We start from the raw sequence: 16,867 nt of genomic DNA on the forward strand, positions 1-16,867 counted from the left end.
CGGCGATCAGCGATAGACAATCTGCGCCTTGGTGCGCAGTTCATCCACATACTTTTTGTCGTTGGCGCTGACGCCCTGGGCGTTGTTCTTGCCGATATCTTCGGCGCGGAACACAGCTGCTGCGGCGACGTCATCGTTGACCTGACGCTGCGAGCAGATTGCAATATATTCGACGCCGCGATCGGTGACGACAGACGCGGTCGTGTTGCCGGAGGCCTTTTCGAGCAGCGGCTTCCAGACTTCCGGAACGTCGGGTGCAAGCACGCGGCCAAGATCCTGAACGGAAACATCCCGCATGGTCGCGGCAAAGACCTTCGCCTGATCGCAACCGGGGAACTTGGCGCGCGATGCATCGGCTTCAGCCTTGCGCGACTTCAGGACGGCATTCCGCTTGGCTGCCGGAACAACGAAAACCATCTGCTTCAGGAAGTATTCCGTCGTGACCGGCTTCGTCTTGTTCTCCGTCATGCGGGTGACGAGAGCGTCGTTCGAGAGACGGCCGCTTGAGCCGAAGCGGGCATTGACCACGCGCGGCCAGCTCATGGAAATGGCGATATAGGATTTGAAGTGCTCGACGGTCACGCCCATCTTGTCGAGGATCTGCCCGAGCTGCTCCGTCGACATCTTGTTGCTGGAGGCAAAGCGGCCAAAGGCGGCATCGACGTCCGATGTCGATACCGACATGCGCAGGCGCGCGACTTCCGCACGCTTCAACGTCTCGTCGACAAGCTGTTCCTTTGCGAGCTTGTTCAGGTCGCCCTTCTGGCGCTGCAACTTGAGGAAGTTGACCCGCTTGGCGATATCGCCCGATGTAATGACCTGGTTGTTGACAAGGACTTTGACCTCACTTGCCGCGAAAGCGACATCGCTGCTCGGTACGGCGAAGCTTGCCATAACCAAGGCTGCGGCTCCGAACAGTGCAGCGCGCATCGGTGTCTTTCCAGAAAACATCAACTACCCCTTCCCAAAGGTCTTTCTGTCGGCATGTGCCATGTCGGCACGCGCCACAGGCGCAATACGGCGACTTTGCGCCATCTGTCTACATCAAGCGCGATGAATTGCAAAATCCTTGCGGCGAAACAATGACGCAAAGGGAATGGCGGCCCGCGTTGAAATAATAAAGCCGGCAATGAAGCCGGCTTTATCCAATCTTCATAGCGATCAGAATGTCGCGTTCTGAACGTTGCCGAGGTTGACATCGCCCAGCGTACGGAAGGTCAGGCGGGCGCCGACAGACCAGTCACTTGCGGCCTGCGCAGTCGAATCCTTCTTGTTCAGGAACGAGACGGTGAAGATCGTGCATTCGTCCTCATACGAGAGGCCGACACCCTGACGGGTGAAATCACCGCTGTTGATGTCATAGCTGACCGTTCCGAAGACCGACCAGTATTCCTTGAACTTGATCTGCGCGCGCGACTGGATTTCGTCCTGATTGCTGGTGAAGCCATATTGCGGCTGAGCAGCGATATGGGTGTAGATCAAGGACGTCTGGAATATATCATTCGAGAAGCCGACCGATGTGTCGCCGCGGCGGAAGGCGAAGTCCTTCTCGTCGAAGCGATAGGACGTGGCGAGCGAGATGCCTTGCGGCGTCGTCAAGCCGAACATCGTGACATAGTCGGATCGCGTGGTCTCAAGGCCAGAATCCGAGCCGACACCGGCCAGATCGGTGGTCGCGAAGGAGTTGCGGCCGCCAAGCTGATAGGACTGGCCGAAGATGTGCTGCAACTTGTAGCCGTTGTCGAAGCTGCCTGTGTAGCGCCAACCCACGTTTGCTCGCGTTCCGCCTTCCACACGGTCAAAACCGGAGAATTTGTCACGATCGAACAGATTGGTCGCATCGAAGACGAAGCTCTGAGCATCCTCATTCGGCAATCGGCCGGCAAGCTGCTCGTCCGGGCGCACATAAATCTGTGCGATCGGTTCGAACACATGCGTGCTGTTGTTTGTGGTGATGAGGAAGGGATATTTCGCCTCGAGACCCGCGGTGATCATGCCGCGTGTCGGATAGTCGCTGTTGTCGTAGTTGCCGGAATAAGTGCCGGCCCCCGGCGCATTCATATCCAGGCCATAGATGTCGCCCCGCGCGGCAGCCAGCGGCGTCAGCACCAGACCTTGATCGGTGGTGAAGGTGCGCTGCCACTGCAATTCGGTGCTGAGGCGCGTATAGTCCCCTTTAAGGCCGAGATAACGGTCGTTGAGGCTGGAATCGCCAAGAGCTGTGGTGGCGTCGAGCACGGAGGTCTTGTCACGCGACAGGTGCGTGAAGTTCATCGTCGCAGACAGCTCGCCGCCCAAAACCGATTTCGGATCGACATAGTGATAGTCGATGCTCGGATAGACATATGCCTGCTGCTTCTGCGCCGTGTTGCTGTTATCGGCGTCCTGGATATTGTAGTAGAAGGCGCGCATATCGAAATAATTGCGCTTTCCAAGGCCGGTCAGGTAGGCTTGGTTGGTGTGCGTGCTCTGATTGACGCCTTCCAGGCCGTAGGTGCGCGAGAAGTTGTTGTCGCTCTGCACCATCACATCCCAGCCGAAGGTCCAGCGGGGATTGATCCTGAAGTCCGCCTTGGAAGAGACCATCCCGCGTAAGTCGTGCTCGGCATCGCTAGAGCCGGCATTGAACTTGCCGGAATTCATCTGATCGATGCCGGCGATGCGCAGAACATGCGTGCCATTCTCGAAGCGTTGACGGAACTCGCCTTCGAGCAACAGACCCTGGTTGGTGAAGCCGGTGGCGGTCACCGTCGCGTCCATGCTGGGCGATATGACGTAATAGTAAGGGACCTTCACGCCAACGCCGAGGCGCTGCGAGATGCTTGCCGACGGAAACAGGAAGCCGGATTTGCGCTTTACTGTATTATCGGGAACTTCGATCCACGGGATATAGGCAATCGGCTGGCCGAACAGCTCGAAGCGGGCATGCTCGAGGCGCACAGTATGCGTGACGCCGTTCTGGATGACGCGTTGTGCCTTTACCTGCCACAACGGGGCGCGCCCTTGCTCGGAGCAGGCCTTACAGGCCGTATAGACGCCCTTCGTTAGAATGAGCTGCGTGCCGCCGACCCGTTCGCCCTTTTCCGCGACCATGCGGGTGTTGTCAGGCATTTCGACGCGCAGGGCGTTCACGAAGCCATCGGAAAAGCTGTCGGTGACATCCATCTTGTCACCATACATGCGGTTGCCGTCCGGGGTGATCAGCTCGACATTGCCGAGAGCCATCATCCGACCGGATTTCTGATTATATTCAACCTTTTGGGCGACCATTCTATAGCCGCCATAGTTGATCTGAACGGCACCGGTGGCGGTGACGATCTGTGCATCTTTATTATAGGTCAGTTCGTTGGACGAGAGGACGAGCTTGGAGCCCTCCGGCACGTTGACCTTGATAGGAGAGGTCACAGTGCCAGTACTGCCATTGTTGTTGTTGGCCTGGGCGTACGCGACGACTGGGCTCATAATATATGCGCATGCGGCCGTGCCCGTAACGAGGGCAGCCACAATCTTTCTGATACTCTTGCGGTTGCCTGCCGCCACTTAGCCGTCCTCCTGATGAAGCAGGATCGTTGCTCCGAATGCCAATGCGACGATCACGGGTATCCATGCCGCCACGAAGGGAGGAACCACTCCGCTGCTCCCGAATGCCTTTACAAGCACGGTGACAACATAAAGCACGAAGCCTGAGAGGATTCCACCCAGAATCACGGAGCGCGATTGGTTGAATCTACTGAATTTTAGAGACACAGTTGCTGCGATCAGCGTCATTGCCACCAGAAGGAGTGGTTGCGACGCCAGCGAGTGAAGCTGTGTTTCGAGTGCATTGGTCGATATTCCGAAGGAACGGGCGACCTTAATTCGACTAGGAAGATCATAAAAAGCAATGGTTTCCGGCTGCGCCAGGCGCTGGGAGACAAAATCCTGTTTCAGATTCGTACGGACCTGTACCGAACTCTTGTGTTCCGGCATTTCACCGGGCCGCCGTTCGACGACACCGTTAAGAAGCCAGTAACCATCTTGCAACTTTGCCGACTCCGCATCCTGGCGGAGAACGATATTTCCCTGTGAATCGAAGTGGATAAAGACGACGCCCATCAGCGTCGTTCCATTGTCCAGAATGGCCTTCGCGCCGATGATCGTGTCGTCCTTGCCGCTGGATTGACGCAGCCACGGAACCGAAAGCCTATTGTGATAGGAGGGATCGCCGCGCAGATCCGCTTCCATCGTTTCTGCCTGGCGCTGCCCCCAGGCGGCAACCGGATTAAGGGCGAGCATAGTCGCCAATCCCACGCAAAAGGCGCCTACGATGAACGGCGTCATGAATTGCCAGACGGAAATACCGGCTGCGCGCGCGATGACGAGTTCGCGGCGGCGGTTGAGCGCGATCAGCACCGTCATGCCGACAAAAAGCGAGATGAACGGCACCGTCTGCTGCAGAATGAATGGCAGCCTGACGGCGGTCATCATCAGACCGAGCGAAACCGTATAGCCAGGGAGCCCCGAGAGCCGGCCGGCATTCTCGCTGAAATCGACGAGATAGACGATCGAGAGAACGCCCAGGAAGAACCAGAGCGTCGTTATGATGTAACGACTGAAGAAATAGCGCCCGAGCGTGCTGAAAATCATGCACCGCTCCCGTTAGGTCCGCCTGGCGCCGTCGGCAGGCGGTCCTGGATTCTCTGCCGCCAGCTGCTGAGACGGTTGCGGATCGTGAGCGGCACCGTCATCTTGCGATTGCGTAAAAGCAATGCGATGGCAACAACAGCCGAAATAATGTTGATCGCGTAGAGAACGCCAACGAACCTGGGGTTGCTGTCGATCTGGTTTGCCGCATAGAAATCGGCCCAGCGCAGCGCGAAGGCGATCGTCAATGCCGACACCATCGGATGCAGCCTCGCTTCGCGATGCGAGCGCGCATCGCCGGCAATCACCAGAGAGATCAGCGCGAATATGGCGGGCAGGGCCCATTCATTGAGGCGGCGGTGCAGTTCCGACCGATAGTTGCCTGGCCGCGCTTTAACGTCCGGATCATTCGGATCCGGATTGAACAGGAAGGCAAGGCTGCGGTCGCTGGCACGCAGCGTCGCCTGGCCACGGCTCTGCGTCATGTCGGAAAGATCGAAGGAATAGGAATCGAACTTGATGACGGAGACGCTGCCGTCAGCCGTCTTGCGATGAACTTCGCCGTCCTTCATCAGCAGGGACGTGCCACTCGCATCGACCGCACCTTCCTTCGCATAATAGATCAGATCGAAAGCAGGATCGCGGGAATCCACGACGAACAGCCCCTTGAGGATGCGTCCTGACAGGCGCTGCGAGATCTGTACGTAAAGTCCGTCTTCGATACGCCGGAAATTCTTCTCTTCGATGACGGTCGAAAGAAGGTCAGCATAGGCTTCCGCCACCATCTGGCGGGCAACGACGCGAGCCTTGGGCTCGACCACGTTGTCGACGAAGAATGAGAACGCGCTGATCGTGATGGCGAGAACCATGATCGGGCGGATGATGATGCTGCGCTTGGCACCCGCCGCTTCCATGACGGTCAGCTCGGAATCGCTGTTCATTTGAGTCAGCGTCTGCGTGATGCCGATGACCAAAGCGAAAGGCAGGACAATCGGAATGATAGTCGGCAGAATGAGGGTCGCAAGCTTTGCGAACGAGCCCATCGACTGGCCGCTGTCGGTCACGAGATTGATGCGCTGCAGGACCTGCGTGGTCCAAATAATGGCAAGCACCGGCAGCAGGGCCACCAGGAACATCATACCGGCACGCCGTACGATATATGTCTCGAATAACTTCATGCCGGCCCTTAAACGCAACACTCGCCGGGCAAGCCGACAGAGATTCATCCTCCTCTACGCTGTTTGGGTTTTTTTGGCGACAACCAACTCGCAAAAAAATCGTTAATTTTCCGAGATTCTTCTGTTGTGTGTCGTTTGAGATAATGCCAGCAGCGCGGCGAATACGACGACCGAAGACAGCCAGCCGAGGACCGCGTCGGAGAGGTAATGCGCGCCGAACGCCACCCTAAGCGCCGGAATAAGCAGGGAAACGGCGGCAATCGGCAGAGCCACGGTAAGACGCAGTGGCTGCGGTATGATGAAGATCAGGCAAAATAGCCAACCTGCAGACGCAGCCTCGCCGGAGATGAACGAACAGTTGCTGACACATTTGCCGGCAAATGATCCCGCTTGCACGAAATCGAGCGCGCCGCCGAAGAGGTCCGTCTGCCGCGGGCGCGGGCGCCCGGAGAAGGCCTTTAGCCAGAGATTGACGATCAGCACCGGCCCGATCAGCAAGGAGCCGAGCGCGATCTTGAGATTGCGGGCTCTGAGCGCGTTGAAGGTCGCCCCGTGATGCTGCCAGCATCGGAACAGCATCCACACCAGCACGGCAGCGACGACGTAGGGAATCTGGAAGAATATCTCCCGGAGCAATTTCATGCTCGGATCGGCGCCATACGGGAAAATGCCGCAAATCTGATTGGGCTTCGCGGGAGCGGGACACTGCTGCGGCAGGAAAAACATGTTTGCGACAGCGAGGTCGATCTGTGGGAAAAGCGCAAACAGGCCCAGCAGCGCCCACCAGAGGCAGAAGAGGGTGACGAAAGCATCGCCGGCACTGCGCGGGCGCAGAATTCCGGGAAAGCGATCTCCGCGGTTCGGGCTGTTGAAGTTTGCGATCAAGATGGCTTTCCGGAAAAGATAGGCCGGCCGGGCGGCAGCGAAACAGTGTGGCTTGGCGTTGCCGTGCTGAATGACCGGAATTTGAAGTCGCCCAAATCGCTTGTCAAGGGAATGCTTCGCCAATCGCTTGTATTCCCTAGCGAAACCTTGAATGATGATTACAGCAAGTTCTCTTTATTATCATGCGTGATTATCGGAGCAGAAATGTCTGTGAAGTTCGAGATTTCCTTCGCCAAGTCGGCTCGCCTCAGCGGTGGGCTGGCTATCCTCATGAAAGGCACGGACGGGGACCTGCCGGCGGGCGCCGAGAGCGCCGATCCGGCCAATGTCTTCGCCAGAGCCGCGCCCGTATCGGGCTTTAAGGGCAAGGCGCTGAGCAGTCTGGATATCATCGCTCCCGAAGCTGCGCCCGTTGATCGGATCATCGTCATCGGTGCCGGCAAGGCGAAGGATCTGAGCGCTCATGATTGGCTGAAGCTTGGCGGCAGTGCGGCGGCGAAGGTCCGCAATGTCGAAAAGGTCGCCATCTTCCTCGACGCGCCTGGCATCGAGGTCGGGGCCAGGCAGGCCGCCGATTTTGCCCTGGGCATGCTGCTGCGTGCCTATAGCTTCGATACCTACAAGACGAAGAAGGTGGAGGATGACGAGAGGAACGGCTCCCGCAAGGCCGTGAAGGTCACGATCGTCACCAAGGACGCGGCTGCTGCCAAGAAGCTTCTTGCCGCGTCCGAAGCCATCGCTGACGGCGTGATCCTCGCTCGCGATCTCGTGAATGAGCCGCCGAACGTGCTTGGCCCGGTCGAGTTCGCGGCCAAGGCCAAGGAATTGGAGAAGCTCGGAGTCGAAGTCGAAATTCTGACGGAGCGCGAAATGCGCCGGTTCGGAATGGGCGCGTTGCTCGGCGTGGCGCAAGGCTCTGCCCGGCCGCCGCGGCTGGTCGTCATGCAATGGAAGGGCGGCAAGGCCAAGGACAAGCCGGTCGCCTTTGTCGGCAAGGGCGTCGTCTTCGATACCGGTGGCATCTCCATCAAGCCGGCGGCCGGCATGGAGGACATGAAGGGCGACATGGGCGGCGCGGCGGCCGTCACCGGCCTGATGCATGCGCTTGCTGCGCGCGAGGCCAAGGTCAACGCCATCGGCGTCATCGGCCTCGTCGAGAATATGCCCGACGGCAATGCCCAGCGTCCGGGCGATATCGTTACCTCCATGTCCGGCCAGACGATCGAGATCATCAACACGGATGCCGAAGGCAGGCTCGTGCTCTGCGATGCGCTCTGGTACACGAATGACCGCTTCAAGCCGCAATTCATGATCAACCTGGCAACCCTGACGGGCGCCATCCTGGTCGCCCTCGGCAACCTGCAGGCCGGCCTCTTCTGCAACGATGACAAGCTGGCGAACGAACTGACGGCGGCCGGGCTTGTTACCGACGAGCGCCTGTGGCGCATGCCGCTCGGCAAGGACTACGACAAGATGATCGATAGCAAGTTTGCCGATATGAAGAATACCGGCGGTCGCCACGCCGGCTCGATCACGGCCGCACAGTTCCTGAAGCGCTTCGTCGGGGAAACGGCATGGGCGCATCTCGACATTGCCGGCACGGCCATGGGCTCTGTTCAGGATGAAATCAATCAGTCCTGGGGCTCCGGTTTCGGCGTGCGCCTGCTCGATGAGCTGGTCCGCGCCAACTACGAATCGTGACCAGCCGGATTTTGTGCGATAGAGGAGGCGGCATGACAGACGTTCTCTTCTATCACCTGACAGAATCGAAGCTCGAAGACGCCCTGCCGCCGCTGATCGACAAAAGCGTCGAGCGCGGCTGGCAGGTCGCCGTCCAGATGCGGGAGCCGGCGCGGCGCGATCTTCTCGATACCCATCTCTGGACCTATCGCGAGGATAGCTTCCTGCCGCATGGCACCGATGAAGGCGAGATGGCGGAGCGGCAGCCCGTATTGCTGACGGTCTCTCCCGACAACATAAATGGCGCCACGGTGCGGTTTTTCATCGACGGCGCCGAGGCGACGGATGTCGGAGCTTACCAGCGTGTCGTGCTGATGTTCGACGGCTATGATCAGGAACAGCTGGAAAGCGCCCGCGCCCAGTGGAAGCGCCTTAAGAGTGAGGGGCATAGTCTCACCTATTGGCAGCAGACGCAGGATGGCCGCTGGGAGAAGAAAGCTTAACGCCTCTCTCGCTTTACCGGGTAGGCGCGTCTAAAACATGTCGCGCAAAAGTGTTTCGCGGTTTTGCGATAGCGACATGCAAAAGATCAAAAGACTAAAGCGTAAGAAGCGATCTGGAGGATCGCGATGGGTTTTAGTCGCCTTCCGAAAGGATCTTTTGGATAAAATCCTTCTTCGCGGCCGTATAGGCTGCGCGATCATTGGCATATTTCGCCGCGAGCTCGACCTTCAGCGCCTCATAGGCATGAGCCAAGTCCGGTTCCTTGCGCAACCGGTCGCGAAAAATGAGGAAGTTGCGCCAGGTCGGGCCGTCATATTCGACCACATGCACTAGATGGGTTCGGGTGTTGCCTTCGATGTCACGGCCGAAAATATGGTCGTCCGGAACGATATTGCTGCCGGCGTAGACGTAGCCGATCGATGCCATCGGTTCGACGCAGGCAAGACCGTCGTCGAAATGTCGGACACCCACCGCAATGTCGATGATCGGCTTGGCCTTGATCTCCGGAATGGAGGTGCTACCGAAATGCTGGATATCGACGACAAGGTCGCCGAGAGCGCCGCGAATGGCGGCCTCCTCCAGCAAATAGGCTTCATGCCAGCTTTGGTTCGGCTCGGCGAGCTTGACGGATTTGTTACCGACGCCGAGCCCGAAGGATTGTTCATGTTCCGATGCCATAGGCATCATCTCCGATGAGGACGATGTGCTACGCTAGCACGTTGCGGATCGAATTGTCTTCACCGGGAAATGCCTATCAATCGTAAAAAGCTTCGACGAATTTGCGTTTGCCGAGCATGAAGGCATCGGCGACGTGGCGCAGCGGCGAAACATCGACGTCCGAAGTGCCCGCCTTGACGATCTCGGCAAACCGACGGTAGAGCGAAGGATATTCGGCCTCGGGCGCCGAGAAGGTCAGCTCGCCGTTGACCGAAAGCTTGGAGCCGCCTTCGGCAAGAACCATCTGGCCGGCGGCCGTCTCGGCGACGATATCCCAGCTCTGCTTGCCGGTCTGGCGCCAGTCGAATTCGGCATGGACGGGAAGGCCCGCTCCGCTCTTGAAGTGCAGATCGGCGGCGATCGGAGAATCGCGGTTTTCCGGAAACTCCAGCGTCGCGCCGGTCAGGAAGAGCGGCGGCAGGATATGGGTGATGATCGACAGAGCGTTGATGCCGGGATCGAAGACGCCGAGGCCGCCGGCCTGCCAGATCCATTCCTGGTTCGGATGCCAATGGCGGACATCTTCCTTCCAGATCACATGGGCGCTGCGGATGGTCGTGCCGGCAAGAAAAGCCTTGGCAGCTTCCACCGCGGGCGCATAGCGCGAATGCCAGCTTGCAAAGAGAGAAACACCCTTTGCCTTGGCGAGATTTTCGAGATCAGCCACTTCGCTCAAGGTCGCGCCCGGCGGCTTTTCCAGGAAGACGTGCTTGCCGGCCGAGAGCGCCTTATAGGCCGCTTCGTAGCGATATTGCGGCGGCATGCAGAGCGAGACGGCGTCGATTGCAGCTACGGCATCGAGCATGGCTTCGATGGTCGTGAACGACGGAATGCCTTCGACCGTACCATGGCGGCTTGCCGTGGCGATCAGCTCGAAATCCGGATTATTCGCGATAGACGGGAGATGCTGATCACGGACGATCTTGCCGACGCCGACGATAGCGAGCTTGATGGGGGACATGGATGTTTCTCGATTAGTATGATTATTGATCTGATCTTTATCAGAATGGCGCCGATGGGCAAGGGCGGTAGATCGCAAATGCGGCCACATGTTCCACCTCAAATCCGGCTGTCATCAGCGCCTCCGTCGACCGCGCACCTTTCCGGCACCAAATTGCTGGATAAGGGAACGACCGTCGCGGTCAAGATGGCGATGCCCCGGCAGTGCAGCCGCTGTGTGTGACGGTAACGTCTGTGCTCAAACAAAATAAAGCCTCAGAGGCAACAATGCTTCCGAGGCTGCATCTCTTATGCTGCTTTGCGGCAGAGATCCGTCTCAACGCACCATTTTGGTTTCGGCCTGGGCGACAAGGCTGGTCGCTGGGGTGGGAGTGCCGCGGTGTTTCAGCGCGACGACCTTGTAGCCCTCTTTTTCCAGACGGTTCAGAAGAACAGGCAGCATTCTGACCGTGCGCTGATGGATATCGTGCATCAGGACGATGCCGCGGCCGCGCTGATGGAGCTGCTTCATGGTTCGATCCACCACCGCAGCGGGCGTCGAGGTGAAATAATCCTTGCTGTCGATATCCACGTCCATGACGATCATGTCGCGGGCGGCAATGGCCGTGCGCAGGCGCTTGGAGTCGGCAAGATAGGGGAAACGGAAGAAGGGCACATCGGTGCCGATCGCTTTGGTGACGGCATCCTTGCCGCGGGCGATTTCAGTCATCGCCGCGTCGAAGGTCATCTTGTCGAGATCGGGATGGCGGAACGTATGGCTGCCGATCGCGTCGCCATGCGCCAGAACCTCGCGCGCGGTCGCCGGATGTGCCTGCGCCATTTCCCCGACCATCATGAAGGCCGCCTTGACGCCGAACTTGTCGAGCGTGGCGAGAATGCGGTCGGTCTTGCCCGGCGCCGGACCGTCGTCGAAGGTCAGGATGACTTCCTTGTCGGCGAGTTTGATGTCCTTGAGCGCGGAGACTTCCAGCGTCCGGCCGGCAAGGCTGTGCGGACCGTTCATGCCTTCGAGCTCGCGCGTCTCAAGATCGGCGACGAGCCATTTCTTCGGCTCCATATCGACGGGATCATTGGCCTTCAGCGGCTTATGGCGCGGTTCTTCGGCCGCATAGCCGGTCTTGAGCGAGGCATCGGTGCTCGGCTTCGACGCGCATCCTCCCAATGCTAGGGACACGGCTATGCCAGCCAGCAAAACACGGTAGTTCATGGGAATCGCTCAACACTCAATGTCAATGAAGGTTGAGCGCACTTTCCGCAATTATGGTTAATGATCGGTTAGGATCAGTCTCGGAACCGTTAAGAATTCACCGGGATCAGCCGGCCATCGCGCTTTCATATTCCGACGAAAGTTCCAGCCATTGCTCCTCAGCAGTGGCGAGCTTGTCGGCTGCATCGGAGCGCTGTTTTGCCTTCTCCGCAGCCTTGGCGGGCGCCTTCTCGTAAAGGGTGGGATCCGCAAGTTCCGCATCAAGCGCCTGAATCAGTTTTTCAAGCTTACCGGTCAAGGATTCGATTTCGTTGATCTTTTTCTTGAGCGGCGCCAGCGAAGCGCGGCGATCTGCATTGAGCTTGCGCTGATCGGCCTTGGAAACTGAATCGTCGCTGCCGTTCCCCTTGGCCTTGTCGTCCCTCGGCTTCGGGCTTGCGACGACGAGGCTGCGATAGTCCTCGAGATCGCCGTCGAAGTTCGAAACCGTGCCGTCGCGCACCAGCCACAGCCGGTCGACCGTCGCTTCGATCAGATGGCGGTCGTGCGAGATGAGAATGACCGCGCCGGAATAGTCGTTCAGCGCCTGGATCAGCGCATTGCGGCTATCGATATCGAGGTGGTTCGTCGGCTCGTCGAGGATCAGCAGGTTCGGCGCATCGAAGGCGGCAAGGCCCATCAGCAGACGAGCCTTCTCGCCGCCGGAGAGATCCTTCACCTGCGTGTCCATCTTCTCGGTCGCCAGACCCATCTGCGCGACGCGAGCACGTACCTTCGCTTCCGGCGTTTCAGGCATGCGCCGGCGCACATGCTCGACGGCGGTCTGGTTGGGGATGAGATCGTCGAGCTGGTGCTGAGCGAAGAAGCCGATCTTCAGGTTCGGCGCCAGCCTGACATCGCCGCTCTCGGCGCCGAGCCGGCCCGAGATGAACTTTGCAAAGGTCGATTTGCCATTGCCGTTCGAGCCGAGCAGGGCAATGCGGTCGTCGGCATCGATGCGCAGGTTCAACCGCTTGAGGATCGGCTTTTCCGGCTCGTAGCCGACGGCGCCGCCGCTGATGGCGACGATGGGCGAGGCGGGCTGCTTTTCCGGCTCCGGGAAGCTGAAACCCATCACATGATCTTCGATGACGGAGGCGACCGTACCCATCCGCTCCAGCGCCTTGACGCGGGATTGCGCCTGCCGCGCCTTCGAAGCCTTGGCCTTGAAGCGGTCGATGAAGCTCTGCAGATGCTTGCGCGCCGCATCGTTCTTGGCTTTCGCCTTCATCTGCAGCTCGTCGGCTTCGGCCTTCTGCCGCTCGAACTGATCGTAGGAGCCGCGATAGAAGGTGAGCTTCTTCTGGTCGAGATGCACGATGGAATTGACCGCCGTGTTCAGGAGGTCGCGGTCGTGCGAGATGATGATGACCGTGTGCGGATAGCGGCGGACATAATCCTCCAGCCAGAGCGTCCCTTCAAGGTCGAGATAGTTTGTGGGTTCGTCGAGCAGCAGCAGATCCGGCTCGGAAAACAAGACGGCTGCGAGCGCCACGCGCATGCGCCATCCGCCGGAAAAGGAGGAGGCAGGGCGCTTCTGCGCCTCGTGGTCGAAGCCGAGACCGGCAAGGATACTGGCGGCACGCGCTTCGGCCGAATGCGCGCCGATATCGGCAAGCCGGGTCTGGATATCGGCGATACGGTGCGGATCGGTGGCAGTTTCAGCCTCCGCCAGCAGTGCCGAGCGTTCCTTGTCAGCCGCAAGCACGATATCGATCAACGGCTCCTCGGTGCCGGGCGCTTCCTGTGCGACCTGGCCGATGCGGGCATTACGCGGGATCGAGACCAAGCCGCTTTCGGCGGCGAGATCGCCGGTGATGATCCTGAACAGCGTGGATTTGCCCGCGCCGTTCTTGCCGACGAGGCCAGCCTTCGCGCCCGCCGGAAGCGTCACGCTGGCATGGTCGATGAGAAGGCGGCCGGCAATGCGGGCGGAGAGGTCTGAAATCGAAATCATGGCGCGGTTTTGGCCGAACTCGGCGCCGAAGGCAAGAGTGCGAAAGCGCTCAGGCGTTCGTGTTGCGCGCCGGCTTTCGCGGATTCGCGCAGTTTCTGAGCCTCTCGGTCAGCTCCGTCTCATAGAGCATCAGATTGCTGAGTGATGCATTGAGACTGTCGAGGGTCGCGCTGACATCAGGCGATTGGACGACTTCGCGGGCGAAGTGCTGCTTCTTGATCAGCCCTTTGGCGAGCTGATCCGCCACTTCGCGTAGCATTGCGGCAGCATCGCTTTCGGATTTGCGTGCGACCAATCCGCAATGGCTGACGAGGCGATGTTTCAGACCGATCTCGTCGAGCCCGCTTTGCGAGGGAAGAGAGCCGAGCGCCTCGATTTCCTCGGCAAGACCTCTGTCCTGTCCGTAGAGCGCCTCATGAAAGAGCTGGTAGTTGCGCGGCAGGTTCTTCACCTTCAGCCGCATCATGAAGCGGCCGATAACCTCGAGTTCGGTTTCCGTCTCGTCATCGGCGGAATATGCCGAAACGCCTGTCTGCGAGTTCTTCATGCCTGCTCATGACCGTGATCTGATATATCTCGTCAATCTGCAGGCCCCCAGGTTAAGGGAACATGAACAAAATGCCCCATCTACGCTGCGCCGCAACAAAATGAGGCACGCGCTCAACGCTTGGGCGAAGAAGGGAAATAACGGTTCGCCTCTCGCTCACATCCAGTGCTTCCCTTCGGTGCGCAGGAAGTGCAGCAGGTCCAGCACCAGCGACGGTTTGCCCATCGATGTCAGGATCATGTGGCACTGACCGCGGTGGTGGGTGTGGTGGTTGAACATATGTGATACCGCCAGATGCAGGGGAACGGTAATGGCGCCTGGTCGCAGGATCGAAGTATAGGTAATGTCGGTGGCCAGAGCACCGGCATCGAGCGTTTCCGCCCAGGCGATGATGTTTTGATCCTCCGCCTCGCGCGCTGCGCGAAGCCCTTCGAGATCGTAATGCAGGACGACATCAAGTGATGCCGGCACTTCGCCGGTGCCGTTGAAACGATGCATCCACAACCGGTCCGCTATCAGCAGATGGTTCAGCGTTTCGTGGAGCGAACCAAAGAAGGCGCCGCGGTTTTCGTTAAATTCGGCATCGCTGAGATCAACTGCCGCATTGTAGACCTGAACATTGGCCCAGCGATTGTAATCGGCGAGCATCCTGAAATGTTTGAGCATATGGCTTCTCCTCCATGGTGATGATGATGTTATCGCGAAGTTCGGCAATGGACAGCCGCTTCATCGCCCGGTCGATCGCGAATCGGCCGCGCGGACTGTGACAGCAGCGTGAAATTGGGCGATCCCCCTTGTTTTCGGGCTTTGAGGCAGGTAAACACCGCCCACTTTTCTCTGATTACAAGGAACGGACCCATGGCGATTGAACGTACTTTCTCGATGATCAAGCCGGATGCGACGAAGCGCAACCTGACCGGCGCTATCACCAAGGTTTTTGAAGACAACGGCCTGCGCGTCATCGCCTCCAAGCGCGTCTGGATGAGCAAGCGCGAAGCCGAAGGCTTCTACGCCGTTCACAAGGAACGTCCGTTCTTCGGCGAGCTCGTTGAAGGCATGACCTCCGGCCCGACCATCGTTCAGGTCCTCGAAGGCGAAAACGCCATCCTGAAGAACCGCGAAATCATGGGCGCGACCAACCCGGCCAACGCTGACGAAGGCACGATCCGCAAGACCTTCGCCCTGTCGATCGGCGAAAACTCCGTTCACGGCTCCGACGCTCCGGAAACGGCTGCTGTCGAAATCGCCTACTGGTTCTCCGAAACCGAAATCGTCGGCTGAATTAGCCTTTCAGCTTCAGCGCTGAACGAATTGAATTGACTCTGAAAAAGCCGGGATCGCATCCCGGCTTTTTTCGTTGCAGATGTAAGGACCTCCCTCTCCCCGCGGGCGGGGAGAGGGGACTATCCCGCAAACACCGCCTTCAAAGCCAAAAAATATGTCTAGGCACTCGCCGCTGCCTTCATGCCGGGCAGGCGGTGTCATGTCCATAATCGGCGCTGCCGTCGCTCTTGAAGACATCCGGATTGGCCGTGTAGACCGGCCCGACGACGAGCGGCTTCGTCGGCAATACGGTCTGGTCGAGATCGGATTTGACCTCGGTCTTGATGGTCTGGATCGTCTTGTCGCTGGCATCCACCAGCCTGATCGAGACGGAGTAGGGGCGATCCTTGCGCACGCAGCGCAGATCCGGGCTTTCGAGCGTGATCTTTTCCCAGAAGGAGTAGATCTTCTCGTGGATCACCAGTGGATCGCCGCCGGCAGGATTTTCGAATTCCGCAACCGCCGTTGTTCCTTCGGGGATCGGGGCGATCTTTTTAAGCGTGATCATATAGGTCGCGCTCGCCACGCGATAGTTGAACACGAAGATCCGGCCGGTGAGCTGGGTCGGGCCTTCATCGTCCTTCCTCTGGCAGCCGGCGAGCGTCAGGCTGGTGATTATCCCGACGCTGATCGTTGTCAGTATGATGCTTCGCATTGTCATGGCGCCGTCTCCTCCTTCTTGCGCCGGTAGTGCCGGCTGGCTTTGGCGCGGTTGCCGCAGACCGCCATGTCGCACCAGGCGCGGCTTTTGTTCTTGCTGCGGTCGATGAAGAGCCAGCCGCAGTTGCGGCATATTTTCATCCGTTCCGGATCGGGCATGGCGATGAGGCGCAGCGTCGAATGCACCGTCGCAGCATCAAGCCCGCCGGCTGCGGCGCGCTTCAGCACCTTCGCCAATGCGGCAAGCAGATCGGCAAGAAGCAGCTCTGCGGCCTCGCCCAGAACGCGCGCCCGGAAGTAGCGGTCGATCGTCTCGCGCATCGTGATGAAGTCGGCCCTGTTTTCCCGCTGCACCGGCAGGATATCGCCGAAAAGCGCCCGTTCGGCGCAGAAATTAGCGGCCGCCTTCGGGAAGCTTTCCATCTGCCCCGCCGTCTCGAAACGGTCGATCCGGCGCTCGTCGTCATGGCGCAGGATCACGCTGTTGGCGACATCGAGCGCCAGCGCGCCTCCGGAAAAACGATGTGGGGTCCAGGAAAAGCTCATGGCGAAAATTATAACTGGTAAAATTCATTTTGCCAGTTACT

At 59.0% G+C, this 16,867-nt stretch carries 16 protein-coding genes; 3 read left to right on the forward strand and 13 right to left on the reverse strand.

All coding sequences use genetic code 11. The features are described from left to right. Window positions 1-6: 6 nt before the first annotated feature. From RHSP_RS20600 to RHSP_RS20620, 5 genes are all read right to left on the reverse strand, one after another. Window positions 7-951, reverse strand: a complete 945-nt coding sequence (locus RHSP_RS20600; RefSeq protein ID WP_037153414.1) for a SurA N-terminal domain-containing protein — start codon at window positions 949-951, stop codon at window positions 7-9. Window positions 952-1,161: 210 nt separating this feature from the next. Next, the gene (locus RHSP_RS20605; RefSeq protein ID WP_004122152.1) at window positions 1,162-3,540 is read right to left on the reverse strand and encodes an LPS-assembly protein LptD; all 2,379 of its coding nucleotides are present in this window, start codon (window positions 3,538-3,540) and stop codon (window positions 1,162-1,164) included. Continuing rightward, window positions 3,541-4,626, reverse strand: a complete 1,086-nt coding sequence (gene lptG, locus RHSP_RS20610) for an LPS export ABC transporter permease LptG (RefSeq protein ID WP_004122154.1) — start codon at window positions 4,624-4,626, stop codon at window positions 3,541-3,543. Continuing rightward, complete coding sequence (locus RHSP_RS20615) at window positions 4,623-5,801, reverse strand: LptF/LptG family permease (protein WP_037153417.1); 1,179 nt, start codon at window positions 5,799-5,801, stop codon at window positions 4,623-4,625. The genes lptG and RHSP_RS20615 overlap by 4 nt, the downstream gene beginning before the upstream one ends. Window positions 5,802-5,903: 102 nt before the next feature. Then, window positions 5,904-6,686 (reverse strand): phosphatase PAP2 family protein, encoded by a 783-nt coding sequence (locus RHSP_RS20620; RefSeq protein WP_037153620.1) that lies wholly within the window; start codon window positions 6,684-6,686, stop codon window positions 5,904-5,906. Between the two features lie 204 nt (window positions 6,687-6,890). Here RHSP_RS20620 and RHSP_RS20625 point away from each other — a divergent pair, with 204 nt between their 5' ends. Together RHSP_RS20625 and RHSP_RS20630 are read left to right on the forward strand one after the other, a co-directional pair. After that, window positions 6,891-8,387 carry a leucyl aminopeptidase gene (locus tag RHSP_RS20625; protein ID WP_004122164.1) on the forward strand — a complete coding sequence of 499 codons (1,497 nt, stop codon included), beginning with the start codon at window positions 6,891-6,893 and terminating at the stop codon, window positions 8,385-8,387. A 32-nt stretch (window positions 8,388-8,419) separates the two neighbouring features. Then, window positions 8,420-8,869: a DNA polymerase III subunit chi gene (locus RHSP_RS20630; RefSeq protein ID WP_004122168.1), complete on the forward strand. Its 450-nt coding sequence runs from the start codon at window positions 8,420-8,422 to the stop codon at window positions 8,867-8,869. Window positions 8,870-9,002: 133 nt separating this feature from the next. On the opposite strand, the gene RHSP_RS20635 is transcribed toward RHSP_RS20630, so the two are convergent. From RHSP_RS20635 to RHSP_RS20660, 6 genes are all read right to left on the reverse strand, one after another. Beyond that, a complete protein-coding gene (locus RHSP_RS20635) occupies window positions 9,003-9,548 on the reverse strand; it encodes a GrpB family protein (RefSeq protein ID WP_004122171.1) in 546 nt (181 codons plus the stop codon). Window positions 9,549-9,624: 76 nt separating this feature from the next. Beyond that, window positions 9,625-10,548 (reverse strand): Gfo/Idh/MocA family protein, encoded by a 924-nt coding sequence (locus RHSP_RS20640; protein ID WP_037153419.1) that lies wholly within the window; start codon window positions 10,546-10,548, stop codon window positions 9,625-9,627. A gap of 315 nt (window positions 10,549-10,863) precedes the next feature. Further along, window positions 10,864-11,754: a polysaccharide deacetylase family protein gene (locus tag RHSP_RS20645; RefSeq protein ID WP_004122178.1), complete on the reverse strand. Its 891-nt coding sequence runs from the start codon at window positions 11,752-11,754 to the stop codon at window positions 10,864-10,866. Between the two features lie 106 nt (window positions 11,755-11,860). Continuing rightward, window positions 11,861-13,750 carry an ABC-F family ATP-binding cassette domain-containing protein gene (locus tag RHSP_RS20650; protein WP_004122181.1) on the reverse strand — a complete coding sequence of 630 codons (1,890 nt, stop codon included), beginning with the start codon at window positions 13,748-13,750 and terminating at the stop codon, window positions 11,861-11,863. A 49-nt stretch (window positions 13,751-13,799) separates the two neighbouring features. Then, a complete protein-coding gene (locus RHSP_RS20655) occupies window positions 13,800-14,297 on the reverse strand; it encodes a hypothetical protein (RefSeq protein ID WP_004122183.1) in 498 nt (165 codons plus the stop codon). Between the two features lie 156 nt (window positions 14,298-14,453). Beyond that, window positions 14,454-14,963, reverse strand: a complete 510-nt coding sequence (locus RHSP_RS20660) for a DinB family protein (protein ID WP_004122186.1) — start codon at window positions 14,961-14,963, stop codon at window positions 14,454-14,456. 192 nt (window positions 14,964-15,155) lie between these two features. Between RHSP_RS20660 and ndk the strand changes: the two genes are divergently transcribed. Next, entirely contained in the window at window positions 15,156-15,578 is a 423-nt protein-coding gene (ndk, locus tag RHSP_RS20665; protein WP_004122188.1) for a nucleoside-diphosphate kinase, read from the forward strand. A gap of 181 nt (window positions 15,579-15,759) precedes the next feature. Here ndk and RHSP_RS20670 read toward each other — a convergent pair whose 3' ends face one another. Together RHSP_RS20670 and RHSP_RS20675 are read right to left on the reverse strand one after the other, a co-directional pair. Beyond that, on the reverse strand, window positions 15,760-16,281 hold the full coding sequence (locus RHSP_RS20670) for a hypothetical protein (protein ID WP_004122190.1): 522 nt from the start codon (window positions 16,279-16,281) through the stop codon (window positions 15,760-15,762). Further along, the gene (locus RHSP_RS20675) at window positions 16,278-16,826 is read right to left on the reverse strand and encodes a CGNR zinc finger domain-containing protein (RefSeq protein WP_004122193.1); all 549 of its coding nucleotides are present in this window, start codon (window positions 16,824-16,826) and stop codon (window positions 16,278-16,280) included. The genes RHSP_RS20670 and RHSP_RS20675 overlap by 4 nt, the downstream gene beginning before the upstream one ends. Window positions 16,827-16,867: the final 41 nt, after the last annotated feature.

Origin of the sequence: Rhizobium freirei PRF 81 (genome assembly GCF_000359745.1) — a bacterium.
GTDB lineage: Bacteria > Pseudomonadota > Alphaproteobacteria > Rhizobiales > Rhizobiaceae > Rhizobium > Rhizobium freirei.